Raw genomic sequence first — 25,738 nt, 5'->3', positions numbered from 1 at the left:
TGATACTGTATTTCAAATTAATGATTAAACAATCATTGTTACAAATGATATAATGTCATCAAGTCTCAAATCTTATAATAAATTAGTTAATTGGGTACTTATAATTCATTTTTAGAAATACAGGAGCGTGAAGCGTATTCTAACCTATTCTGAAAAAGAGGCAATTGACGCCATAGACCAATTGATGAACACATATTGTAAAGCGTGTTTATTAAAGCGTCATGTTAAAAATACAAACGGTAAAACACAAGCACATCATTTTTGTATAAATGAATGTTCAGTAGGTAAACAAATAAAACAAATCGGTAATGAATTACAATAAAAAGGAGCATACGATTATGGAAATATTAAATGTGGCTACAACACCAAATCCAAATACGATGAAAATTGATTTAAAATTAGATAGTGGTGATAACAAACCTAATACGTATACAAAAGTTAAAGAAGACCAACCAGATTTCATCAACGCAGTATTAGAAGTTGATGGTGTCAAATCTATATTTCAAGCAATGAATTTTATCTCAGTTGATAAAAATTCAGATGCAGATTGGGATACACTTTTACCAAATATAACAAAAGCTTTAGAAGAAATATAAAAATAAGGAGGGTGCCTTTATGGAAATTGTACGTGTTGAGCCTACACCAAGTCCCAATACAATGAAAATTGTATTGAGCGAAAAAAGAGAGGATAGCCAATCTAATACTTATTCATCAATTGCAGAAGGGCAGCCTGGTTTTATCAATGATGTTTTAGAAATTGATGGTGTTAAATCTATATTTCATGTGATGGACTTTTTAGCTGTAGATAAAAAACCAAAATTTGATTGGGAAGATGTTTTACCTAAAGTAACAGCAACATTAAAAGACGAACACGAAGTAACTTCCGAAACGCCACCAGATGAACATTTCGGTGAAATAAAAGCAGAAGTTTTAACGTTCAAAGGTATTCCTTATCAAATTAAACTAACGACAAGTACAGAAGAACAACGTAAACAATTACCTGAAATATATGTCGACAGCATGTTAGCTGCCCAGAAAGATGATGACAACGTTGTGTTTCAACGTAAATGGGAAGATTTAGGTATACGCTATGGTGAGCTCTCCGAGGTTATGGAGGATGTCGTGGAAGAGATAACAGCTATCTATCCCAAAGATCAATTACAAAAACGCGTGGAAGAAGCCTTAGCATCTGACATTACAGTCCCTGAAACCAAATACAAACATGTAACCTTGGAAACATATCAATCAACTGAAAGTTGGAAAGAACGTTTAAGAATGCTAAAATCATTCCCAACACCTACGATTGAAGATTTACCGTTACTCGGTGAAGTTGTGAGTGATGAACAGAAAACACCATTAAGACGTGAAGCTATCATACTTCTTGGAATGATTGAAGACGAAATTGTACTTCCTTATCTCTATAAAGGGTTAAACGATAAAAGTCCTGCAGTAAGAAGAACTGCTGGTGATTGTTTAAGTGATTTAGGTTTCAAACAAGCATTACCAGAAATGGAAAAAGCATTAGATGACCCTCACAAAATAGTCAGATGGAGAGCTGCTATGTTTATTTTTGATGAAGGTGGACCAGAACAATTAAAATCACTACGCAAACATGCTGATGATTCAGCATACGAAGTGAAACTTCAAATAGAGATGGCTATAACAAGAATTGAAAATGGTGATGAAGCATTAGGTTCCGTTTGGAAGCAAATTGCTAATAGGAATAATGTCTAAAGAAACTATCATTTAATTAAAATAGGAGTGTTATAAATGAATGCTTATGAAGCATATATGAATGAACTTGCTACACAAATGAGAAGCGAACTAACTAATCATGAATTTAACAGTTTAGAAACTGCAGATGATGTCGATGACTTTATGAATAATGTATCTGAAGATGATACAACATTTGTCGTGATTAATTCAACTTGTGGCTGTGCTGCAGGATTGGCAAGACCTGCTGCAGTTACTGTTGCAGAACAAAACGAAAAAAAACCAACCCATAAAGTTACTGTATTTGCAGGTCAAGATAAAGAAGCAACTGAAGCAATGCGCGCTTTCATTCAACAAGTACCATCTAGTCCATCGTATGCCTTGTTTAAAGGAAAAGAATTAAAACATTTCATGCCAAGAGAGCATATAGAAGGTAGAGATATTCAAGATATTTGTATGGATATTAAAGACATATTTGATGATTATTGCAGTTAATCAATTAGACCAAGGCTGAGATATAAATTAATGTCTCAGCCTTAAATTGGTTTAATGCTAAATACATAATTTCGACCTTATCATGCATTTCATTAATGAACATATTGAGGTTGTTTTGACTGATATAGTTGGCCATCCCAAAGTAAGATCAACTATTTAATAAGTTGATCTTACTTTGGAGTGTTTATCACAACATTTAGAGTAATAGACTTATGTTACTAAGCCTTTCAAAACACAAATCATTAATTGAATACATAAATATAATGCTCAAAGTCCAATTATAATTTTATTTTACTAGTGGTTTTTTCTTTAAATTATTGGTATTTTAAAATATGATTAAATAAAAATAACTTTACTGTTGAAAGGCGTGTGTTCGACATGTTAAATACATTTGATCAATCCTATCATGATCTTTGTAACGAAATATTAGAAATAGGAAAACAAAAAGAAGACCGTACAAATACAGGTACGATTTCAAAGTTTGGACATCAATTAAGATTTGATTTGTCAAAAGGTTTTCCATTGCTAACAACTAAAAAAGTATCATTTAAATTGATTGCAACTGAATTGCTATGGTTTATCAAAGGTGATACAAATATTAAATATTTACTTCAATATAATAATAATATATGGAATGAATGGGCGTTTGAAAATTATATTAACTCAGTTGATTATAAAGGACCAGACATGACAAATTTTGGTCATAGAGCACAAACAGATGAGGCATTTAATGAAAAATATAAAGAAGAAATGCGTAAATTTAAAGAGCAAATTTTAAACGATGAATCTTTTGCTAAAAAGTATGGTGATTTAGGTAATGTTTATGGCAAACAATGGCGCGATTGGGAAGATAAAAATGGCAATCACTTTGATCAGTTAAAAACTGTTATCGAACAAATTAAAAACAACCCAAATTCAAGACGCCATATTGTTTCAGCATGGAATCCCACTGAAATTGATACTATGGCATTACCACCTTGTCATACAATGTTTCAATTTTATGTCCAAGATGGCAAATTAAGCTGCCAATTATACCAAAGAAGTGCAGATATCTTTTTAGGTGTACCATTTAACATAGCTAGTTACAGTTTACTGACACATTTAATCGCTAAAGAATGTGATTTAGAAGTAGGAGAATTTATACACACATTTGGCGATGCTCATATTTATACGAATCATATAAACGCCATTGAAACACAATTATCTCGTAGTAGCTATGCACCACCACAACTCAAAATAAATTCAAATGACTCTATCTTCGACATTAATTATGAAGATTTAGAAATTGTTAATTATGAATCACACCCAGCAATTAAGGCACCAATAGCTGTATAAATAATAAAATATTTAATTTCAATGATGATTTAATATATACTTTAAAATGAGAACGTTTTACTTACTGAAATCATACTACTATTTACTATTAGGAGGAAAATTATGACACTTTCTATACTGGTTGCTCACGATCAGCAACGTGTTATTGGAGTTAATAATCAACTACCATGGCATTTACCAAATGATTTAAAGCATGTTAAAAAACTATCAACTGGTAATACACTTGTTATGGGCCGTGCAACATTCGATTCTATAGGAAAACCTCTTCCTAATAGAAAAAATGTAGTACTAACAAGAAATACATCATTTGCCCATGATGGTGTTGAAGTTATCCATTCAATTGACGAAATATATAATTTATCTGGTCATGTTTTCATTTTTGGTGGTCAAACATTATTCGAAGCAATGATTGATAAAGTCGATGATATGTATATTACTGTTATTGAAGATAAATTTAATGGTGATACATTCTTTCCACCTTACACATTTAAAGACTGGGAAGTGGAATCTTCTATTCCGGGAAAATTAGATGAAAAAAATACCATTCCCCATACATTTCTACATTTAGTGCGTAAAAAAACAACATAGGAGGAAATATTATGAAAATGAAAATTGTAACTGATTCAACATCAGATTTATCTCATACTTATTTACAAGATAATGATATACATGTCATTCCACTTAATTTAACTATTGATGGCAAGTCATATGTAGATCAAGTGGACATTTCCTCTGAAGAATATATTAAAAAGTTGGAAGAAAATGCTGATGTAAAAACGAGTCAACCAGCAATTGGAAATTTTATCGAATTATATGATGAATTAGGCAAAGATGGTTCTGAAATCATTAGTATTCACATGACATCAGGGCTTAGTGGCACTTATCAGACTGCGTTACAAGCAAGTCAAATGACAGATAGCAAAGTAACTGTTATAGACTCAAAATCTATTTCATTTGGATTAGGGTATCAAGTCCAGCATGTAGTTGATTGGAATAACCAAGGGCTTTCATCAGAAGAAATTGTTTCAAAAATAACAGATTTACAAAGTAATATAAAATTATACGTCGTGATTGGTCAATTAAACCAGTTAATCAAAGGCGGTAGAATCAGTAAAACTAAAGGATTAATTGGTAATATGATGAAAATTAAACCAATTGGAACACTTGACGATGGTAAAATTGAATTAATTCATAATTCTCGTACTCAAAATGCTAGTATTCAATTTCTTAAAAAAGAAATCAGCACTTTTTTAGGTGATAAAAAAATTAAATCAATAGGTATCGCGCATGCAAATATTTTAGAATTTGTGGATAAAATTAAAAAACATTTTACTGAAGAATTTAATGTCACTGAATATGATACAAATGTTACAACTCCTATAATCTCAACACACACTGGAGAAGGTGCAATAGGTCTAGTTGTTTTAAAATCATAAACTAATTTATAATAAATTAAGGTTCATTTTAATTATGCTTTCATTTGTTAAATTTTCAAAACAATTTAATAGCTTATCTCTGAAATTAATGATAACTTAATGACAAGATAAAAAAAGGAGGTATACCATGGCATATGCGACATTAGCTGGAGGTTGTTTCTGGTGTTTAGTAAAACCATTCACATCTTATCCAGGCATTGAAAATGTTGTTTCTGGCTATAGTGGTGGACATGTTGAAAATCCTTCTTATGAAGATGTTAGCCGTGGACAAACCGGTCATGTAGAAGCAGTACAAATCACATATAACTCTGAAATCACTACCTTCGAAAACATTTTGGATGTTTATTTTAAAACTTTTGATCCTACGGATAACGGCGGTCAATTTTTTGATAGAGGCGAACATTATCAACCAGCTATTTTTTATCATAATGAAGCGCAAAAAAGGGCTGCAGAAGCAAAAATTCAAGAGTTAAATGAGCAGGCAATATTCAACAACCCTGTAATTACACCCATAAAACCATACAAAAACTTTTATGCTGCTGAATCATATCATCAAGATTATTATAAAAAGAATCCACTACATTATGAGCAATATCAGCGTGGTTCTGGTCGTAAAAGTTTTATAGAAAAGCATTGGGGGAAACAATATGATTAAAAAAAATAAAAACGATTTAACCGAAATAGAATATTTGGTAACACAAGAAGACGGAACTGAACCTCCTTTTCAAAATGAGTATTGGAATCATTTTGAAAAAGGGATTTATGTTGATAAAATTTCTGGTAAACCTTTATTTACTTCAGAAGAAAAAATTGAATCAGACTGTGGTTGGCCTAGTTTCTCAAAAGCTTTAGATGATGAAGAAATCATAGAGCTTGTTGATAAAACATTTGGTATGGTACGGACAGAAGTACGCTCTGAAGATGCAAACAGTCATTTAGGACATGTTTTCAACGATGGTCCAACTGAAAGCGGTGGTTTAAGATATTGTATTAACTCTGCTGCCGTTCAATTCATACCATATGACAAACTAGAAGAATTAGGCTATGAAGATTTAATACCACATTTTGAAAAATAAGGAGCGAACAAGACATGTTTAAAAAATTATTTGGTAAAGGTAAAGAAGTCGACAAAGAAACAAGTGTATATGCACCTATTACAGGAGAGTATGTAAAAATAGAAGATATTCCAGATCCAGTCTTTGCACAAAAAATGATGGGAGAGGGATTCGGAGTGAATCCAACTGACGGTGAAGTTGTTTCTCCAATCAATGGTAAAGTAGATAATATTTTCCCAACAAAACACGCTATTGGTTTACAAGCTGATAATGAACTTGAACTACTTGTTCATATCGGTTTAGATACAGTACAACTGGATGGAGAAGGTTTCGAAGTATTAGTTGAAAGTGGCGATATTGTTAATGTTGGAGACCCGCTACTACGTTTTGATTTAGATTATATTAAAGAAAATGCTAAATCAGTTATTTCACCGATTATTGTTACAAACTCAGACAACACATCATCAATTGCAATTGCCGACGATGTAACTTCAGTAACTAAAGGTGAAACTAAAATTATAGATGTGACAATGAACTAATGAAAGATCATTCATTTTATCAATTTGCATTAACAGCACGTGGTCGAAAAGATGAAAAAGGCGAATTAGCAGAAGAAATTTTTGATGATTTGTCTTTTCCACGACAGGAAAAAGATTTTCATGCACTATCAGATTACATTGAAATGCAAGGAAGTTACACCGTTTCAATGTCTGTTTTCGATAGTTTATATGAAGAATATACTGAATGGTTAAAATTTTAGTCTTAGTTTATATTTGAGCGAATATAGTAAAGTATATTAAAATAATAAAGTATCATAGAGAGCTGGGATTAATCTTTAATGATTCAATCCCAGCTACTTTTATTTTCAAATCAATAAAATTTTGATTTGAATTATACATATATTTAGGAAGTGATAAAATGTCGGAAAGATCAGACATGGAAAATGAAAACAACGAAGAAACTAAAACTGACGATGCAAATAACAACCAGCCCACTAAAAAATTGAGCTTTAAACGTAAAAATTTTATTTTAACAATCATAAGTATTGTGCTCATAACAGCAATTTTAACAGTCTTTGCAACCATAGCAATCATGCATTGGACAAGTGGACTGGATGGAAGTCAAAAAACAGAAATGAAAAAAGTTGAAGATGTCTATCGTATTTTAAATAAAGAGTATTATAAAAATACTGATTCAGAAAAAATATCTGAATCTGCAATTAAAGGGATGGTTAAAGATTTAGATGATCCATATTCAGAGTATATGACAAAAAAGGAATCTAAATCGTTTAATGAAGATGTCTCAGGTGATTTTGTTGGTATCGGTGCTGAAATGCAAAAAAAAGGAGATGAAATTCAAATAACAAGTCCGATGAAAAACTCCCCTGCGGAAAAAGCTGGCATTCAACCTAAAGATGTAGTGACTAAAGTAAATGGTAAGTCTATTAAAGGACAACCACTTGAAGCTATTGTCAAAAAAGTGCGAGGAAAACAAGGAACAAAAGTTACACTAACAATTGAAAGAGCGAATCAAGCACACGAAATCACTATTAAAAGAGATAAGATACACGTTAAGAGTGTAGAATATGAAAAACATGGAAATACTGGTGTGTTTACAATTAATAAATTCCAAAGTAGTACATCAGGTGAGTTAAAATCTTTAATTATTAAAGCACATAAAGATGGAATTAGAAAAATTGTTCTCGATTTACGTAATAATCCCGGTGGATTACTTGATGAAGCTGTAAAAATGGTGAATATTTTCATAGATAAGGGTAAAACTGCAGTTCAACTTGAAAAAGGCGATCAGAAAGAACAAATAAAAACATCGAACGACGCTACCAAAGAAGCTAAAGATATGGATGTTTCAATTTTAGTAAACAAAGGGTCAGCCAGTGCATCTGAAGTATTTACAGGTGCAATGATGGATTATAATAAAGCCAAAGTATACGGTTCAAAAACTTTTGGTAAAGGTATTGTACAAACAACACATGAATTTGACGACGGTTCGTTATTGAAATTTACGAATATGAAATGGCTAACACCAAAATCCCATTATATTCATGGAAAAGGTATTACACCTGATACAAAAATTAAAGAACCCGAATATCAATCATTAAATGTCATACCTAATACACAAACTTACCAATTGGGTGATGAAGACAAACATATAAAAACAATAAAAATAGGTCTATCTGCATTAAACTATGAAACTAATAATAACTCTAAAAACTTTGATAACGATTTAGTAGAGGCAGTTAAATCATTCCAAAAAGATAATAATTTAACAGTTAACGGAAAGTTCGACAAACAAACCAATGATAAATTCACTCAAGCTTTAGTTAATAAAGCTAATAAAGAAGATACTGTGTTAAAAACTTTATTAAATAAATTAAATTAAAGAGGTGAAACTGCCATGATAAGATTAGGTACTATAAATGATTTACCAACTATTTTAACGATTGTAGAAGAAGCAAAATCAATAATGAAACAAGAAAATAATACACAATGGGATGAACAATATCCATTAAAATCACATTTTAAAGAAGATATTAGTAAAGACTCACTATTTGTACTAGAAGAAAATGAGATAATTTATGCTTTTATAGTTGTCGACCAACAACAATCTGAATGGTATGATGAACTGGCATGGCCAATTGATAGAAAAAATGCATACGTTATTCACAGATTAGCAGCCTCATCAGAATATAAAGGCGCTGCAACAAAATTATTTGATTTTGCTGTTAACCTTGCGTTAAAAGATAATGTACATGTAATGTTAACTGACACTTTTGCATTGAATAAACGTGCTCAAGGATTATTCCAAAAATTTGGCTTTATCAAATTAGGTGAAGTAAATATTGATTATCCTCCTTTCGATAAAGGAGAACCATTCTATGCCTATTATAAAAAATTAGAAGAATAGAGGTAATAATATGACAAAAATCGCATTTACGGGTGGCGGTACTGTTGGACATGTATCTGTAAATCTTAGTTTGATTCCAACAGCTTTAGAAGAAGGACATGAAGCTTTTTATATTGGCTCAAAAAATGGTATGGAACGAGAAATGATTGAATCTCAATTACCAGAGGTTCCATACCATAAAATTTCAAGTGGTAAATTAAGACGATACATCTCTTTCGAAAATATCAAAGATATTTTTAAAGTTTTAAAAGGTATATTCGATGCAAGACGAATATTAAAAAAAGAACGACCTGACCTATTATTTTCAAAAGGGGGTTTTGTATCTGTGCCAGTAGTTATTGCTGCTAAATCTTTAAAAATTCCAACAATCATACATGAGTCTGATCTAACACCAGGTTTAGCAAATAAAATTGCTTTAAAATTTGCTAAAAAGATTTATACGACCTTTGAAGATACATTGCAATATCTTCCTAGTGACAAAGCAGATTTTGTAGGTGCTACAGTCCGTGAAGATTTAAAAAGTGGTGATAAAAATAGAGGCTATCAATTAACAGAATTTAAAGATGATAAAAAAGTTTTATTAATCATGGGAGGTAGCCTTGGAAGTAAAAAGTTAAATGATATAATTAGAGATAATTTAGATGCATTATTAAAAAATTATCAAGTCATTCATTTAACTGGTAAAGGATTGTTAGACCAATCCTTAACGAATAAAGAAGGTTATGTTCAATTTGAATTTGTTAAAGACGATTTAACTGACTTATTAGCGATAACAGATACAGTTATTAGCCGTGCTGGTTCAAACGCTATTTATGAGTTCTTAGCATTAAGAATTCCAATGCTTTTAATTCCTTTAGGTCTTGACCAATCTAGAGGTGATCAAATTGACAATGCGAAAAATTTTGAATCTAAAGGTTTTGGAAGAACGATTCCAGAAGACACTTTAACTGAACATAAACTTATCGATCAGTTAAAAGATATTGAAACACACCGTGAATCAATCATCACTCAAATGCAAACATACAAAGAAAGTTTTACACGCCAAGATTTATTTCATAAAATTGTTAAAGATGCAAATAACTAATAATAGGGAGGATACGCAATGAGTCGTTGGAAAAGAATAAGTCTACTCATTATTTTTACATTAATTTTTGGCATTATTGCATCCTTCCATGAATCTAGATTAGGAAAATGGATAGACAATGAAGTTTACGAATTTATATATTCTTCTGAAAGCTTCATAACTACCACATTTTTCTTAGGAGTAACTAAAATCGGTGAAGTATGGGCAATGGTTTGTTTATCATTATTACTCATTGCCTATTTAATGCTAAAAAAGTTAAATATAGAGGCACTTTTCTTTGCTATAGCTATGAGTTTATCAAGTACTTTAAATCCATTATTAAAAAATATATTTGATAGAGAACGACCTACATTATTAAGACTTATAGATATCTCTGGTTTTAGTTTTCCAAGTGGACACGCCATGGGCTCAGCTGCTTTCTTTGGCAGTACGATTTACATTGCTAATCGTGTCTTAAAAGGGAAAACAAAAGGGATAATGATAGGTCTTTCAGCACTATTTATTATTTTAATTTCATCATCAAGAGTATATCTAGGTGTGCATTATCCTACAGATATCATTGCTGGTATTATTGGTGGTGCTTTTTGCGTCGTTTTATCAACATTGATATTAAGACACAAGTTAAAAATATAATTAATAATTATACTTTGAGCAGTTAAATCATATTAAAATAGAGAAAAAGGCAATTTCTATACAAAAATAGAAATTGCCTTTTTTAAATTCGTCTGAAATAATTTTATCTCAAACTTAATTTAATTGTGTCAAAAATTATTATAAAAACCGATTTTACACTGCAAAACCGGTTTTTATATATACGTTGTTTTACAACGTTAGTCTTTTACGGGCATATAAAAGGGGATATTTACGAAAATGATCATTCCTACTAAAACAAATATGTGTGGGGGGAATGTCTATGTAGTATTGATAATCATTTTCAATTACATTATACAATACTGAGAATAATTGTCAATTAGATTTTAAAAATTTTTCTAATCTTTTATTTCAACATTGTTACACTTAATTATATTCACTATCTTATTGCATTTTTAATACCCTGTTACTTTCTATAAACAGTTATTTCATATATTATATATTTTGAGGTGTAAGCAATGACAAAAATTTTAATTGTTGAAGATGAACAAAATCTTGCTCGTTTCATTGAACTAGAATTAGAACACGAAAATTATGTAGTAGATATTGAATATGATGGCAAACCTGGGTTAGAAAAAGCTTTAACCAATGATTACGATTTAATTTTGTTAGACTTGATGTTACCTAATATTAATGGTTTAGAAATTTGTAGACAAGTAAGACAAAATAAAGCCACTCCTATAATTATTATCACAGCTAAAAGTGACACTTACGATAAAGTAGCAGGATTAGATTATGGGGCAGATGATTATATAGTAAAACCATTTGATATTGAAGAATTATTAGCAAGAATTAGGGCAATGTTGCGTAGACAGCCACAAAAAAACATCATAGACATGCAAGGCATTATTATAGATAAAGATGGCTTTAAAGTCACTGTAGATGGTAATACATTAGATTTGACGAAAACAGAATATGATTTATTGACCTTATTGGCTGAAAATCGTAATCATGTATTACAGCGAGAGCAAATTATCGCAGATGTGTGGGGATATGATTCAGAAGTTGAAACAAATGTTGTTGATGTATATATACGCTATTTAAGAAATAAGCTAAAACCATATGGCAAAGATAAAATTATCGAAACTGTACGTGGTGTGGGGTATGTGGTTAGAAAATGAAACAGCGTAAACTAAAAACCAAGTGGATGATTATCACAACAACCATTACATTTTCAACAATTTTTATATTTAGTTTAATTATTATATTCTTTCTAAGTAATGCATTACGTCACAATGAACTTAGCGAAGCAGAAAGAAGTTCATCTGATATCGTTCAACTATTCGAAACGAAACAATTGAATGATATTACGCCATTAGATTTAAATGCATCGTTAGGTAATTTTCAAAAAGTGATTCTTTTTGATAAAAAAGGTGAAAAACAAATAGAAACTTCAAATGATAACAATATCGTTTATTCACCCAATTTCAAACCAAAAGAAATCAATACTGCTTTGATAAAAAAGTATCATAACAACGATTATTTAATTATTACAAATCGAATTAATACGCAACACTTTAAAGGATATAGTGTAATCATTCATTCTTTAGAAAATTATAATGCACTTGTTAATTCGCTATATTTTATTGCACTCATATTTGGCATTATTGCTACTTTTATCACTGCAATGGTAAGTTACTTCTTTTCTGCACAAATTACAAAACCTTTAATCTTAATGTCTAATAAAATGCAGCAAATTCGTCGTGATGGTTTCCAAGAAAAAGTTGATCTAGTTACAAATTATGAAGAAACAGATAATTTAATTGTTACCTTTAATGAAATGATGTTTCAATTGGAAGAGTCGTTTAATCAACAGCGACAATTTGTTGAAGATGCTTCTCATGAACTACGAACACCATTACAAATTATTCAAGGACACTTGAATTTGATACAGCGTTGGGGTAAAAAAGATGCAGCAATTCTTGAAGAATCTCTCGATATATCCTTAGAAGAGATGACTAGAATCACAAAATTAGTTGAAGAATTATTATTATTAACAAAAGATAATAACAACAGTAAAGAAAACGAAACAGAAAGCGTAGAAATTAATCAAGAGATAACTTCTAGAATTAAATCTTTAAAACAGCTACATCAAGATTATATTTTTGAATTTGAACCGTATCATAAACCGCTTAATATAAAAATAGATCGTTATCAATTCGAACAAGTATTAGTTATCTTCATTGATAATGCTATGAAATATGATCAAGTTAATAAATATATTCAAATTCAGACAAATCTGCGAAACAAACAAATATCAATAGAAATCACTGACCACGGTGTTGGTATTCCAAAAGAAGATATAGATTTTATTTTCGATAGATTCTATAGAGTAGATAAATCTCGTTCTAGAAAATTAGGAGGAAACGGTTTAGGTTTATCGATTGCTAAAAAAATCATTGAATTAAATCATGGGACGATTCATGTAGAAAGTGAAGTAGGAAAATACACGACATTTAAAATCACATTTTGATTTTAAACCGGTTACTAATTCGACGGAAAATATGTTACGCTATAAAATGAAAATACAATTAGCAGAGCCAAATAAAATCAGGTTCTGCTTTTTTCATATAACTAGTTATTGACACTTTAATTTGGTTATATTTAATGCTATTATTGATTTGTAAGCGTTTTAACTATTTTGTGGAGGGTGTAATATGAGCAACGAAAGTCAGGTTACCCAGGCACCTGTAAATTTCGGGGCAAATCTTGGATACATTTTAGATTTATATGATTTGTATTTGAATGATCCAGCTTCAGTCCCTGAAGATTTACAAGTCCTATTTAGTACAATCAAAAACGGTGAAGCAAACATCGCAACAAATACAGCTGAAGGTCAACAAACTGCGACTAAAGCTGATAGCACGATTAAACGTGTTATGCGTCTCATAGATAACATACGTCAATATGGGCATTTATTGGCAGATATTTATCCAGTTAACAAACCTGTAAGAGAAAATCTTCCTAAATTAAATATTGAAGATTTTAATTTGGATAGAGAAACATTAGAATCAATTTCAGCAGGTATCGTATCTGAACACTTTAAAGATATTTACGATAATGCTTATGAAGCTATTGTTCGTATGGAAAAACGTTATAAAGGCCCTATTGCATTTGAATATACACATATCAATAACAATAGGGAACGAGTATGGTTAAAACGTAGAATAGAAACACCATACAAAGCAACATTAAACGATAATCAAAAGATTGAATTATTTAAAAACTTAGCACATGTAGAAGGCTTCGAAAAATATTTACACAAAAATTTTGTGGGCGCAAAACGTTTCTCCATAGAAGGTGTAGATACACTAGTTCCTATGTTACAACAGACATTAAGACTTGCTAGTGATGAAGGCATTCAAAACATACAAATCGGTATGGCCCACCGTGGTAGATTAAATGTACTCACACATGTGTTAGAAAAACCGTATCAAATGATGATCTCAGAATTCATGCATACTGATCCAATGAAATTCCTACCGAAAGATGGCAGTTTAGAATTAACTTCAGGTTGGTCAGGAGATGTGAAATACCATCTAGGTGGTGTCAAAACTACAAATTCATATGGCAGTGAACAACGTATTTCTCTTGCGAATAACCCAAGTCACCTTGAAATAGTTGCACCAGTTGTTTTAGGTAAAACACGTGCAAATCAAGATGATACTGATAAATCTGGAGCTGTTCACACTGATTTCCATAAATCTATGCCGATATTAATACATGGTGATGCTGCGTACCCAGGGCAAGGTATTAACTTCGAAGCCATGAATTTGGAAAATTTAGATGGCTATTCAACAGGCGGTACACTTCACATCATCACTAATAATAGAATTGGCTTCACAACTGAGCCAGAAGATGGTCGTTCCACAACGTATTCATCTGATGTTGCAAAGGGTTACGATGTACCTATCATGCATGTTAATGCAGATAATGTTGAAGCAACTATTGAGGCAATTGAAATTGCTATGGCGTTTAGAAAAGAATTTCATAAAGATGTTGTCATTGATTTGGTTGGATATCGTCGATATGGACACAATGAGATGGATGAACCATCCATTACCAATCCGTTACCATACCACAATATTCGAAAACATGACCCTGTTGATGTACTTTATGGTCATCAATTAGTTCAAGATAATATTATTTCTGAAGATCAAATGAATCAAATCTTTGATGAAGTTCAAAAAGAACTCCGTGCCGCTCATGATGAAATAGATAAAAACGACAAGATGGATAATCCTGATATGCAAAAACCAGATAGTCTTGCAGAACCACTCCAAAGTGTCGATGTGGATGTAAGTTATGAACAACTTAAAGAAATTAATGATGCAATGCTATCATATCCATCTAACTTTAATGTTCTAAAAAAATTAAATAAAGTCTTAGAGAAAAGAAGAGAACCTTTTGAGAGTGAAGACGGATTAGTTGATTGGGCTCAAGCAGAACAATTAGCCTTCGCAACAATCACTCAAAAAGGTACACCTATTCGTCTAACTGGACAAGATAGTGAACGTGGTACATTCAGTCACCGTCACGCCGTACTTCACGATCCTGATTCAGGTGAAGAATATATCCCACTGCACAATGTCCCAGGACAAAAGGCAACTTTTGAAGTGCGTAACTCACCACTATCAGAAGCAGCGGTTGTTGGTTTTGAATATGGTTATAATGTGCAAAATAAAGACTGCATGACAATTTGGGAAGCACAATATGGAGATTTTTCTAATATGGCTCAAATGATATTCGACAACTTCTTATTTAGTGCTAGAGCCAAGTGGGGCGAACGTTCAGGTTTAACACTATTCTTACCTCATTCATTTGAGGGGCAAGGCCCTGAACATTCTTCGGCACGTCTAGAAAGATTTTTACAATTAGCTGGAGAAAATAACGCTACAGTAGTTAACTTATCAAGCTCAAGCAACTACTTCCATTTACTGAGAGCTCAAGCTGCTAGCTTAGGTACACAATCAATGAGACCACTAGTGGTAATGTCTCCTAAGAGTCTCTTACGTAATAAAACGGTTGCTGATCCAATCGATAAATTTACATCTGGAAAATTTGAACCAATTTTACCAGAAGAACACGATAAGGATGCTATTAAAAAAGTTATCCTAGCTTCAGGTAAAATGTTTATTGATTTAAAAGAATATTTAGCAAAAAATCCAAACAATTCAATTTTATTAGTTGCCGTGGAAAGATTGTATCCATTCCCAGCTGAAGAAATTGAAACATTACTAAATGAACTACCTAATTTAGAAAATGTAGCTTGGGTACAAGAAGAACCTAAGAACCAAGGCGCTTGGTCGTTTGTTTATCCATATCTAAAAGAATTAACAACTGATAAATATGATTTAAGTTATCATGGCCGTATTCAACGTTCAGCTCCTGCTGAAGGTGATGGAGAAATACACAAACTTGTTCAAAATATGATAATCGAACAAAGCACAAAATTTAACTAGGGGGAAGTTAAGCATGCCAGAGGTAAAAGTTCCAGAATTAGCAGAATCCATTACAGAAGGTACCATTGCAGAATGGTTAAAACAAGTCGGTGATAGTGTAGATAAAGGTGAAGCTATCCTTGAATTAGAAACAGACAAAGTAAACGTCGAAGTTGTTTCTGAAGAAGCTGGCGTATTGCAAGAATTACTTGCAAATGAAGGTGATACTGTAGAAGTTGGTCAATCTATCGCTGTTGTAGGCGAAGGAAGTGGCAATAATAATTCAGAAGCACCAAAACAAGACAATTCTGAATCACAAGCATCTGATAATAAGAAAGAATCAGAGCAATCACAATCAGAATCAGCATCTCAAAAGGATAATGATAGCGCTACTGACGATTCGCAAGATAAAGGACAACGTGTGAATGCGACACCATCTGCACGTAAATATGCACGTGAAAAAGGCATTGACTTATCAGAAGTAACAACACAATCAAATGACGTTGTTAGAAAAGAACATGTTGATCAAACACAAAATAATAAAAATGAACAAGCTGCACAATCATCAACAAAAGAAGAACCTAAAAAACAAGCAGCTCAACAAAATCCAACAAAACCAGTTATCAGAGAAAAAATGTCTCGCCGTAAGAAAACAGCTTCTAAAAAATTATTAGAAGTATCTAATAATACAGCGATGTTAACAACATTTAATGAAGTAGACATGACAAATGTGATGAACCTACGTAAACGTAAAAAAGAACAGTTCATTAAAGATCATGATGGCACAAAACTCGGATTTATGTCATTCTTTACAAAAGCATCAGTAGCAGCTTTGAAAAAATACCCTGAAGTAAACGCTGAAATTGATGGTGAAGACATGATTACTAAACAATACTATGACATCGGGGTTGCAGTATCTACAGATGATGGTTTACTAGTACCATTTGTAAGAGATTGTGATAAGAAAAACTTTGCCGAAATTGAAGATGAAATCGCTAATTTAGCTATCAAAGCGCGTGATAAAAAATTAGGTTTAGATGACATGGTAAATGGTTCGTTTACTATTACCAATGGCGGTATCTTTGGTTCAATGATGTCTACACCTATTATTAATGGTAGCCAAGCTGCGATTTTAGGTATGCACTCTATTATTACACGTCCAATTGCTATCGATGCAGATACAATTGAAAACCGTCCGATGATGTACATTGCGTTAAGTTATGATCACAGAATCATCGATGGTAAAGAAGCAGTAGGTTTCTTAAAAACTATTAAAGAATTAATTGAAAATCCTGAAGATTTACTATTAGAATCTTAATCCACAACACAAAATAGTTTACTAACCCTAATACAACGGCGTTCAGCGTCGTTGTATTTTTATGTATTTATGCATTTTTTAATAAAATTCAAATGCGCGCTTTAGTATAATTTTATTGGTGTAAGTCATTGTAAAATTTGAATATAAAACAAAAGCACCTATAATTTAGGTGCATTCAGCCTGCCGACAAAGCCTCCGACTTTGTCGGCAGTTTCTTTTATGCACGCTTTCCGCTGGCACTTCCTTAACCTGTAGTCTTCGGCTAGTGCTATTCCCGCAGGAGTCGACATAAATCACTGCCAATACCATATGCGATACCTAAAGAAAAAAATATTTTTTCAGAACATAATATTTCATCTACGATGAACATTATGATATTTATATTTGTCCTGAAGTTGAAAGTGTATCTTAATATATCTAATGATTCAATATGTCTAAGGTGATTTAGATATAGTTGAAAATTGAAGATTTGTGGACACAGAAAAAATCAATATAAAATGCGAAGTCAAACAACAGAGAGAAGATTGCGTGATGCAAAAGAACAGCATAGTATGCGATGAGCGTGATATAGAGGACTTGACAAAGTTTCTATGGATACCACGCTAATTTGTGTTACTATGAATATTAAAAAATCGTAATGCAACTAGTAAAAGTACAAGTTATGGTCTGAAAGACTACTACTATTTTTGAAATAACTATATAAATAGAAAATAAACAAATCCTTCGCAAATTAAAGCGAAAGACTTGTCTTATTTCTTAAAACACCCAAATAATTTAGGTACTTTTGTTTTATATGAAGGATAATATTACTAATAATAAAGCACAAGTTAAGCAGATGTAGCCAGTGACACTAGAATTTTGTTTTAAAAATATATAACTCAAAATAAAAATAGATAAACTTAGACTTAAAATAGATAATCGAACAGATACATGAATGATATTAAAGCTTATGAAAATATGAAAAACAAATAATATTGTAGCTATTATTAACAATATTATTTCAAGTGGTTTTAAATCTTTCATTTGAGGATTGCCCATAATATTGTCCTCCCTAAATTCAACAAATTAAACATATCCATATTATCAAACATGAAAAGTTATAAAAACAGTCATTTCAATCAATTTATGTTATTACATATTAATAATGAATAGTCATATGTAATCGTACAGCTACGTCGTGTTGATTTATATATTGATGGAACATATTTCCATTAAATTTAATAGCTTCATTTTTATGAATAACAAAAGTTTCCCCATCTAATATAAGTGTTAAGGTACCTTCATAAACTGTGATATATTCCATAGTATTTGATCCATGGGGTGATCCATTCATTCGTCCTTCATCTTCAATAATAACCATATAGCTTTCAAATTTCTTTTCAATATCAAACTTAAAAAGAGGATATACTTTGTATTTATTATCTTCTGAGTTTAAACGTTGTATTTCATTTAAATTTATTTTCTGTATAACATTACCATTTTCTTGTGTTAATTCTGTAAAAGATATTTTTAAACCATTTGCTATCTTCCATAATGTAGTGATAGATGGAATAGATATCTTACGTTCTATTTGTCCCAACATTGTTTTACTTACACCAGTGGCTTCAGATAATTGTTCTAACGAATATCCATTTTGTTTTCTATATAATTTTAAATTTTCAGCAATAATATCATTTATTTCTCTCATCAATTTTACACCTCTATTTACAATATAACGTACAAAGCATATACTTTAAAGTCCGAACATTATAACGTAATTTCAGACGTTATAATGTTTTTTGAGAATAGGGGGGCTTACAATGTTAACAATATCTATGCTTATATATGCCGTTGTAGCAAGCTTCACACCTGGACCAAATAATATTATGGCATTATTTTTTTCTCAAAATTTTAATTTCAAAAGTAGTTTGCGATTTTCAATTGGTGTAGGATTAGGTTTCCTATTTTTATTATTACTATCTAATATATTTAACACAACAATGCATGCTGTTTTCCCTAAAATTGAATTATTGATGAAAATATTTGCATTTATATATTTACTTTATTTAGCTTTTAAAATTTCCATGAGTTCTATTTATAGGACGAAACAAACTTTTAATCACAAGCTAAGTGGTTTGAAATCTGGTGTAATGCTACAATTCATTAATCCTAAAGGAATCATTTATGCTTTAACAGTGATTTCCACTTTTATTACACCAGTTTATACACATTGGCTAGAACAATTACCATTTATTATTTTATTGGCTGTTATTGGATTTTTTGGCACTTTGAGTTGGGGTGTTTTAGGCACCTTATTTAAATCATTTATAGCAAAACATGAGCGCTTATTTAATTTTGTCATGGCTGGTTTATTAGTTTATGTTGCTCTGAATATTTTAATGCATTAGTAATAAGATAATTTTACGTTAATGATTATCATATTGCTGTAAAAATTCGCGCGGACTACAACCATATGATGTTTTAAATCTTCTGTAAAAATTCGAATAATCAGTAAAACCACAATTCGTTGCTACTTGTTGTGGATTTTCTCCTTTTTTTAATAATCTTTGCGCATGTCGTAAACGTAAATTTAGTAAATAACGATAAGGTGGATAACCAACCAGTTTTGTGAATTGTTGTGTTATTTTATGTCGACTTACAAAGAACTTATTTTCAAGTTGCTCTAATGAAATATCTTCACTGTAATGCAATTCCATATAATCTAATACCTGTCTAACTAAGTGACTAGATGGGTCATCACTATAATCAACGATACCTTCATTTTCTATTGCTGTTCTATTAAGTATGATTAAAAACTGTGTCAGTAAAGATCTAGCTGCTAAATCTTTACCAAAAGCTTGATTGTCTTGTTCATTAATTAGACCTTGTAACAAATAATATAATTCTCTTTTTTGATATTCCGATAACTCCAATAGATATTTAAATTTAGATGAATATTTATCAAAACACACGCTCAAATCACAATTTTCTACAGAAAGTTCATTTAATATTTTGGCATCAAACCTCAATCCAATACGCTCTGCATGCCCATCCATTTGTTCATCCAAACGATGAAATTCATACGGTGGAATAATAAGCATTGATCCAACCTCTAAATTAAAAGATTGACCTTCTATGGTATAACGTAAATTTCCAGATAATGAAAAAAATATTTCATAATGATCATGATAGTGTAATTCATTTCCAAAATGGCCATCACTTATTCTGTGCCATGCGGCGTATTTACCTTCAAAAGGTAATGAAATTGTATCAAATTGATGGACAAATTCTTCTCTATTTTTCATGAACATATCCCTCCTGCTCAAAAAACATACTTTTTCCCATGATTTACAATGTTGTTAATTTTCCCTCAAATTATAATTATATTATAACACTAAAATATAATTATTTTTGAAAGGAAGAATGAATATGACATCTACACAAATTGGCGTTCAAATGATGATGCTCAAACAAAAAGTACAAGAAGAAGGATTATATAACGTACTGAAGAAAGTCAGCGATTTAGGTTATAATGCGGTCGAGATTTCTCAAATCGACATGAATTCACAAAACATTGAAGAAATGCAACAAGCCATTAATGATTTCGGTATGAATATTGCAGCAATGTCCTGTGGTGTAGAGGATATATCTGCTAAACAAAAATATCCTGGAGATACTTTGCAAAATGATTTCGATAAAATTGTAGCAGACTGTAAAGCTGTAAACTGTTCTATATTGAGAATAGGTATGTTACCAATTAACTATATGGGCTCTAAAGAAAGCACCTAACAATTTGCTGAAATCTGTGAAACTTATGCTAAAAAGCTTAAAGAAGAAGGAATAGATTTATACTATCATGCGCATAATTTAGAATTTGTTCAATACAATGGACAGTTTATGCTTGATTTAATGAGAGACAATACTCATTATTTAGGTTTCGAGTTAGATATACATTGGATTTGGAGAGCAGGGCTGAATCCCATAGAGGTCATACCAAAATATGCGAATCGTATTCGTGCTATACATCTTAAAGGTTATCGTGTAGGCGAAATAGATATGTCGCAATATCCTGGTGAAGGTCATGAAAAATTATATTATATGTTGCATATGATTACTCAATTTGCTGAATTAGGAAAAGGTACTTTACCGCTTAAAGATATTATTGAAATTGGACGTGAGAGTGGCAGCGAATATTTCTTTGTTGAACAAGACGAACTATACGGCGAAGATCCATATGATTGTTTAACAATTAGCCGTAACCATTTATATGATTTAGGTTATAAATCTTGGTTTTAACATATGCTTTTAAATAAGAAATATGTGCTTATTTATCACCGAATAAGTAAGCGCTACCAAAAATAATAAGGATGTTGATACGATGCTTAAAAATATTGAGATCTCTGGATTTCCAGATGAAATCGCTTCAGATTTTCAGACACAGTTAAAAACGGTAAATGAGTTAGGAATGAGCTATATTTCCTTGCGTGGTATTAATGATAAAAACATTGGCGATCACTCAGTAGAAATGATTAAGAAAGATGTACTTCCTCGCTTAAAGCAATGGGATATTGACGTTTCTTCTATAGGTTCACCAATAGGTAAAATTTATATAAACGATGAAGATGCATTCAAAAAACAATTAGCAACACTCAAAACATTATGTGAAATAAGTCAATTGCTCAATTGTCAGTATATTAGAATATTTAGTTTTTACATTCCTAAAGAGGACAATTTTGATGCTTATAAAGGTATTGTGATTTCAAAATTAAAAGAATTTGCAAAAATCGCTGAGCAATACAATATTATACTGTTACATGAAAATGAAAAAGATATTTTCGGTGATATTGCTCGCCGATGTAAACTTATTCTTGATGAAGTAAACTCTCCATATTTCAAGGCGATATTTGATTTTGCGAACTTTGTCCAATGTGGAGAAGATACACAAGACTGTTATGACTTACTTTCAGACGACATAGCGTATATACACATTAAAGATGCAGTATATAAAGATAATTTTAATGTACTTTGTGGTACAGGTGATGGTCAGATTGAAAGTATCTTAACACAATTTTTTGAATCAGGTTATCAAGGTTTCTTAACACTTGAACCTCACCTTGTGGTTTTTGATGCTATTAAAGACTTAGAATTAGAACATTCAACTGAAACAATTCAAAATTCTGCTGAAAAAGATGGCGCAGAAGGATACAAAATGCAATATGAAGCACTTTTAAAAATATTATCTAATATCAATAAAAAGGAGAGTACACAATGAAAAAAATTCGTTTAGGCATTATTGGTTTTGGCGCTCAAGGTAGTACGTATGCTGAATTTATTAAAGCTGGTAAAATACCACAAATCGAAATTGGTGCGATTTGTGACATCGATACTGAAAAGAAAAGTGAAGTAGAAAAAAAGTACCCTAATGTACCATTTTATAATGATTATATCGCTATGCTAGAAAGTGGGGATGTTGATGCAATTGTCACAACCGTTCCTCATTATCTGCATACTGATATAGGTAAAGAAGCCTTAAAACGAGATATTCACGCTTTACTTGAAAAGCCGGCTGATATTTATGCTGACAAAGTAAAAGAAATAAGTGAATTAGCAGCATCCAAACCACACTTAACATTTGCTATATTCTTTAATCAACGCACAAATCCACTTTATCAAAAAGTAAAATCACTCATTGACGCCGGTGAAATAGGAAATATTCGTCGCACGAATTGGATTATTACTACTTGGTGGCGTCCTCAAGCTTACTATGATCAAAGTTCATGGAGAGCAACTTGGTCAGAAGAAGGTGGAGGCGTTTTAGTAAACCAAGCACCACACCAAATTGATTTATTACAGTGGCTATGTGGTATGCCAAAATCTGTGTTTTCAAATATTAAATATGGCTATCAGCGTGATTTAGCAGTTGATGATGATGTTACAACCATACTAGATTATGGAAATGGTGCGACAGGTGTGTTCATTACATGTACCCATGACATCATTGGCACCGACCGTTTAGAAATCACAGGTGATAAAGGGAAAATATTAGTTGAAGATAGTAAAACAATAACATTGACACGTTTGAAAGCATCCGAGACACAAATGAATCGAAATATGTCTTGGAAAGAAGCAGATGAAATTTTTAAAGGCAATGGTTTAGAAAATATTTATGAATAAGAAACATTTGAATTTGAAAGTGTATGGGGTGAACAACATATGAATGTATTAGAAAATTTCGCTGCTAATATCATTGACGGTACGCCTCTAATTGCACCTGGAAAAGATGGTATAAACGGCGTGAATCTAGTAAACGCTATTTATTTATCAAGTTGGACAGGTAAAGAAGTAACAGTTCCAGTAAATCCTTCAGAATTTAAGGATGCATTAAATAAACAAATTCAAAACGAAGCACATTAAAAAAGTTTAAAATCGGAGCTGGTAATATGTTGAAAATTGGAATTATAGGACTAGGTGATATTTCAGCAATACATCTAAACACGATAGAGACAAATTCCAATGTAAAATTAGTTGCTGCATGTGATATAGATAAAGCCTTGCAAGCTAAAGTACCCAACGCTCTTTTTTTTACAGATTTTGAAGATATGTTGGAGGAAGTAGAGCTAGATTGTGTACATATATGCTTGCCGCATCATTTGCATGTATCTGTGACTGCTGCCTGTGTAGAAAAAGGTATACATGTTTTGCAAGAAAAACCTTTATCAATCAATGCTAAAGAAGGATTAAAATTAATACAATTAGAACAAAAAAATCCAGATACTAAAATATGTGTGTGTTTTCAAAATAGATTCAATGATACATTTCAAACTTTACAACAAATAGTAAAAAGCAACAAATTTGGTGACATTATTGGTATAAAAGGAATCGTTACTTGGTTCAGACCCAAATCATATTATACTGATAAACCATGGCGCGGTAAATTAGATACCGCTGGAGGAGGCGTATTAATTAACCAAGCCATTCACACGTTGGATTTAATACAATTACTTTGCAGTCCTGTTGATACACTTAAAGGCAATGTATCACAGTTGTTAGATTATCATATCGAAGTAGAAGATACTGCTTCTGCTCATATAAAATTTAAAAATGGAGCAAATGGTATGTTTTTTGCAACTAATGCTAATTTTGGAAATTCAAGTATTGAGCTTCAAGTCATTTTTAAAAATGAAAAGTTTACAATTAAAGATAATATACTTACACGTGTCAATAAAGAAGGTTACAAAATCCATATTATTGAGGATAAAAAGCTACCAGGTACAAAATCGTATTATGGACCAAGCCATGGGAAACTCATAAATCAATTCTACGAATCAATTTATGAAAATACCCAAAATTATGTACACGTAAATGACGCATTACCATCTATTGCAATCATTGATGCGATACAAAAATCTTCACAAACAAATGAGACAATTCATTTTACTAGTGTTTAACATACAAATTAAATTTTGATTTATTGTGGAACATGGCCATTAGCGATTAAAAGCATACTTATTCAATTTAATTAATGAACCGGATAGAAATCTTTTGATATTGATTTCTGTCCGGTTTTATTATCCTTTGATTTATTGTAAATAGTAATTTTATAAACTATAATAAACATTACCAAATTAAGGAGTAATCACGATGCCTACAAATAAAGTTATCTTAGATTTAGCGATTTCATTGGATGGATATATAGAAGGACCGAATGGAGAAGTTGATTGGTGCATCATGGATGAAGAAATGAACTTCAATCATTTTTTAGATCAAATTGATACCATTATATATGGTAGGAAAAGTTATGATTTATGGGGCGAATTTATGCCAAATTTAAAGGACGATCAATTTGGGGATAAAACGATGTGGGACCAAATTCATAGCAAGCATAAATTCGTGTTTACTAACCAACATTATAACGATAAAGATCGAACAAAATATATTAATAGTGACGACATCAGTGGAATGGTTTTTAAAATTAAAGAGCATAGCAATAAAGATATTTGGCTCTATGGCGGCTCAAAAATTATTACAACTTTTATAAACCTTAACCTAATTGACGAATATAGACTTTCAATCCACCCAGTCATTTTAGGTTCTGGCAAACCACTTTTTGAACATATTCAAAATCGTGTAAACATAGCTTTGTGTGACACACATGTTTATAAAAGTGGGGTAGTACAAATGATTTATCAAAAACTAGATGAAAAATAGAGTAGAGATATTAATCTCATGTTCAAAATAAAGGACGCATCCGTAGTATGAACTGCACCCTGTCAAGTAGACAGTGAAAAAAACAAAATGTTTATGGC

General features: G+C 31.4%; 27 protein-coding genes and 1 pseudogene. 26 read left to right on the top strand and 2 right to left on the bottom strand.

Annotation, left to right across the window (positions count from 1 at the left end; all coding sequences use genetic code 11):
• Nucleotides 1-127: 127 nt before the first annotated feature.
• The 19 genes from CD032_RS00970 to sucB all read left to right on the top strand — a co-directional run bounded on the left by CD032_RS00970 (nt 128) and on the right by sucB (nt 17,453).
• On the top strand, nt 128-322 hold the full coding sequence (locus CD032_RS00970) for a zinc-finger domain-containing protein (RefSeq protein WP_019468949.1): 195 nt from the start codon (nt 128-130) through the stop codon (nt 320-322).
• A gap of 16 nt (nt 323-338) precedes the next feature.
• Nucleotides 339-596: a NifU N-terminal domain-containing protein gene (locus CD032_RS00965; RefSeq protein WP_019468950.1), complete on the top strand. Its 258-nt coding sequence runs from the start codon at nt 339-341 to the stop codon at nt 594-596.
• Nucleotides 597-615: 19 nt separating this feature from the next.
• Nucleotides 616-1,734: a conserved virulence factor C family protein gene (locus tag CD032_RS00960; protein WP_019468951.1), complete on the top strand. Its 1,119-nt coding sequence runs from the start codon at nt 616-618 to the stop codon at nt 1,732-1,734.
• A 36-nt stretch (nt 1,735-1,770) separates the two neighbouring features.
• Entirely contained in the window at nt 1,771-2,208 is a 438-nt protein-coding gene (brxA, locus tag CD032_RS00955; protein ID WP_019468952.1) for a bacilliredoxin BrxA, read from the top strand.
• A gap of 378 nt (nt 2,209-2,586) precedes the next feature.
• Nucleotides 2,587-3,543, top strand: a complete 957-nt coding sequence (locus CD032_RS00950; RefSeq protein ID WP_019468953.1) for a thymidylate synthase — start codon at nt 2,587-2,589, stop codon at nt 3,541-3,543.
• Between the two features lie 102 nt (nt 3,544-3,645).
• Nucleotides 3,646-4,131 carry a dihydrofolate reductase gene (locus CD032_RS00945; RefSeq protein ID WP_019468954.1) on the top strand — a complete coding sequence of 162 codons (486 nt, stop codon included), beginning with the start codon at nt 3,646-3,648 and terminating at the stop codon, nt 4,129-4,131.
• A gap of 8 nt (nt 4,132-4,139) precedes the next feature.
• Nucleotides 4,140-4,979 (top strand): DegV family protein, encoded by an 840-nt coding sequence (locus CD032_RS00940; protein ID WP_040029872.1) that lies wholly within the window; start codon nt 4,140-4,142, stop codon nt 4,977-4,979.
• Nucleotides 4,980-5,106: 127 nt separating this feature from the next.
• Nucleotides 5,107-5,634: a peptide-methionine (S)-S-oxide reductase MsrA gene (msrA, locus tag CD032_RS00935; RefSeq protein WP_019468956.1), complete on the top strand. Its 528-nt coding sequence runs from the start codon at nt 5,107-5,109 to the stop codon at nt 5,632-5,634.
• Nucleotides 5,627-6,055, top strand: coding sequence for a peptide-methionine (R)-S-oxide reductase MsrB (gene msrB / locus CD032_RS00930; RefSeq protein ID WP_103211113.1), 429 nt, complete (start codon nt 5,627-5,629; stop codon nt 6,053-6,055). The genes msrA and msrB overlap by 8 nt, the downstream gene beginning before the upstream one ends.
• A gap of 14 nt (nt 6,056-6,069) precedes the next feature.
• Nucleotides 6,070-6,573 carry a PTS sugar transporter subunit IIA gene (locus CD032_RS00925; RefSeq protein WP_064263952.1) on the top strand — a complete coding sequence of 168 codons (504 nt, stop codon included), beginning with the start codon at nt 6,070-6,072 and terminating at the stop codon, nt 6,571-6,573.
• Nucleotides 6,573-6,794, top strand: coding sequence for a YozE family protein (locus CD032_RS00920; RefSeq protein WP_019468959.1), 222 nt, complete (start codon nt 6,573-6,575; stop codon nt 6,792-6,794). Before CD032_RS00925 ends, CD032_RS00920 begins: the two co-directional genes overlap by 1 nt.
• 158 nt (nt 6,795-6,952) lie before the next feature.
• Entirely contained in the window at nt 6,953-8,434 is a 1,482-nt protein-coding gene (locus tag CD032_RS00915) for a S41 family peptidase (protein WP_103211112.1), read from the top strand.
• 15 nt (nt 8,435-8,449) lie between these two features.
• A complete protein-coding gene (locus CD032_RS00910; protein WP_019468961.1) occupies nt 8,450-8,959 on the top strand; it encodes a GNAT family N-acetyltransferase in 510 nt (169 codons plus the stop codon).
• Between the two features lie 10 nt (nt 8,960-8,969).
• Nucleotides 8,970-10,043, top strand: a complete 1,074-nt coding sequence (murG, locus tag CD032_RS00905) for an undecaprenyldiphospho-muramoylpentapeptide beta-N-acetylglucosaminyltransferase (RefSeq protein WP_019468962.1) — start codon at nt 8,970-8,972, stop codon at nt 10,041-10,043.
• An 18-nt stretch (nt 10,044-10,061) separates the two neighbouring features.
• Complete coding sequence (locus CD032_RS00900; RefSeq protein WP_019468963.1) at nt 10,062-10,676, top strand: phosphatase PAP2 family protein; 615 nt, start codon at nt 10,062-10,064, stop codon at nt 10,674-10,676.
• Nucleotides 10,677-11,152: 476 nt separating this feature from the next.
• On the top strand, nt 11,153-11,815 hold the full coding sequence (locus tag CD032_RS00895) for a response regulator transcription factor (RefSeq protein WP_019468964.1): 663 nt from the start codon (nt 11,153-11,155) through the stop codon (nt 11,813-11,815).
• Nucleotides 11,812-13,167: a HAMP domain-containing sensor histidine kinase gene (locus CD032_RS00890; protein WP_019468965.1), complete on the top strand. Its 1,356-nt coding sequence runs from the start codon at nt 11,812-11,814 to the stop codon at nt 13,165-13,167. Before CD032_RS00895 ends, CD032_RS00890 begins: the two co-directional genes overlap by 4 nt.
• A 184-nt stretch (nt 13,168-13,351) precedes the next feature.
• Nucleotides 13,352-16,156: a 2-oxoglutarate dehydrogenase E1 component gene (locus CD032_RS00885; RefSeq protein ID WP_019468966.1), complete on the top strand. Its 2,805-nt coding sequence runs from the start codon at nt 13,352-13,354 to the stop codon at nt 16,154-16,156.
• Nucleotides 16,157-16,169: 13 nt separating this feature from the next.
• Complete coding sequence (sucB, locus tag CD032_RS00880) at nt 16,170-17,453, top strand: dihydrolipoyllysine-residue succinyltransferase (RefSeq protein WP_019468967.1); 1,284 nt, start codon at nt 16,170-16,172, stop codon at nt 17,451-17,453.
• 1,138 nt (nt 17,454-18,591) lie between these two features.
• Here sucB and CD032_RS00870 read toward each other — a convergent pair.
• Nucleotides 18,592-19,140, bottom strand: a complete 549-nt coding sequence (locus CD032_RS00870; protein ID WP_019468969.1) for a helix-turn-helix domain-containing protein — start codon at nt 19,138-19,140, stop codon at nt 18,592-18,594.
• 112 nt (nt 19,141-19,252) lie between these two features.
• Between CD032_RS00870 and CD032_RS00865 the strand changes: the two genes are divergently transcribed.
• Nucleotides 19,253-19,840, top strand: a complete 588-nt coding sequence (locus CD032_RS00865) for a LysE family transporter (RefSeq protein ID WP_019468970.1) — start codon at nt 19,253-19,255, stop codon at nt 19,838-19,840.
• Nucleotides 19,841-19,858: 18 nt separating this feature from the next.
• On the opposite strand, the gene CD032_RS00860 is transcribed toward CD032_RS00865, so the two are convergent.
• Entirely contained in the window at nt 19,859-20,737 is an 879-nt protein-coding gene (locus CD032_RS00860; protein WP_103211111.1) for an AraC family transcriptional regulator, read from the bottom strand.
• A 124-nt stretch (nt 20,738-20,861) separates the two neighbouring features.
• Between CD032_RS00860 and CD032_RS13215 the strand changes: the two genes are divergently transcribed.
• The 6 genes and pseudogenes from CD032_RS13215 (at nt 20,862) to CD032_RS00835 (ending at nt 25,640) form a co-directional block, all read left to right on the top strand.
• Nucleotides 20,862-21,221 (top strand): hypothetical protein, encoded by a 360-nt coding sequence (locus CD032_RS13215; protein WP_019468972.1) that lies wholly within the window; start codon nt 20,862-20,864, stop codon nt 21,219-21,221.
• A 108-nt stretch (nt 21,222-21,329) separates the two neighbouring features.
• Nucleotides 21,330-21,728, top strand: a complete 399-nt coding sequence (locus CD032_RS13210; RefSeq protein WP_019468973.1) for a sugar phosphate isomerase/epimerase family protein — start codon at nt 21,330-21,332, stop codon at nt 21,726-21,728.
• An 82-nt stretch (nt 21,729-21,810) separates the two neighbouring features.
• On the top strand, nt 21,811-22,704 hold the full coding sequence (locus tag CD032_RS00850; RefSeq protein WP_019468974.1) for a sugar phosphate isomerase/epimerase family protein: 894 nt from the start codon (nt 21,811-21,813) through the stop codon (nt 22,702-22,704).
• Nucleotides 22,701-23,846, top strand: a pseudogene (locus CD032_RS00845) (Gfo/Idh/MocA family protein). The gene CD032_RS00850 and the pseudogene CD032_RS00845 overlap by 4 nt, the downstream one beginning before the upstream one ends.
• A gap of 26 nt (nt 23,847-23,872) precedes the next feature.
• A complete protein-coding gene (locus CD032_RS00840; protein ID WP_019468977.1) occupies nt 23,873-24,880 on the top strand; it encodes a Gfo/Idh/MocA family protein in 1,008 nt (335 codons plus the stop codon).
• Nucleotides 24,881-25,073: 193 nt separating this feature from the next.
• Nucleotides 25,074-25,640, top strand: a complete 567-nt coding sequence (locus CD032_RS00835; RefSeq protein ID WP_019468978.1) for a dihydrofolate reductase family protein — start codon at nt 25,074-25,076, stop codon at nt 25,638-25,640.
• Nucleotides 25,641-25,738: the final 98 nt, after the last annotated feature.

It is taken from the genome of Staphylococcus cohnii subsp. cohnii (genome assembly GCF_002902365.1).
Taxonomy (GTDB): Bacteria; Bacillota; Bacilli; order Staphylococcales; family Staphylococcaceae; genus Staphylococcus; species Staphylococcus cohnii.
Note: the sequence above shows the minus strand (reverse complement) of the source record. Positions and strands in the feature narration are given on the sequence as shown.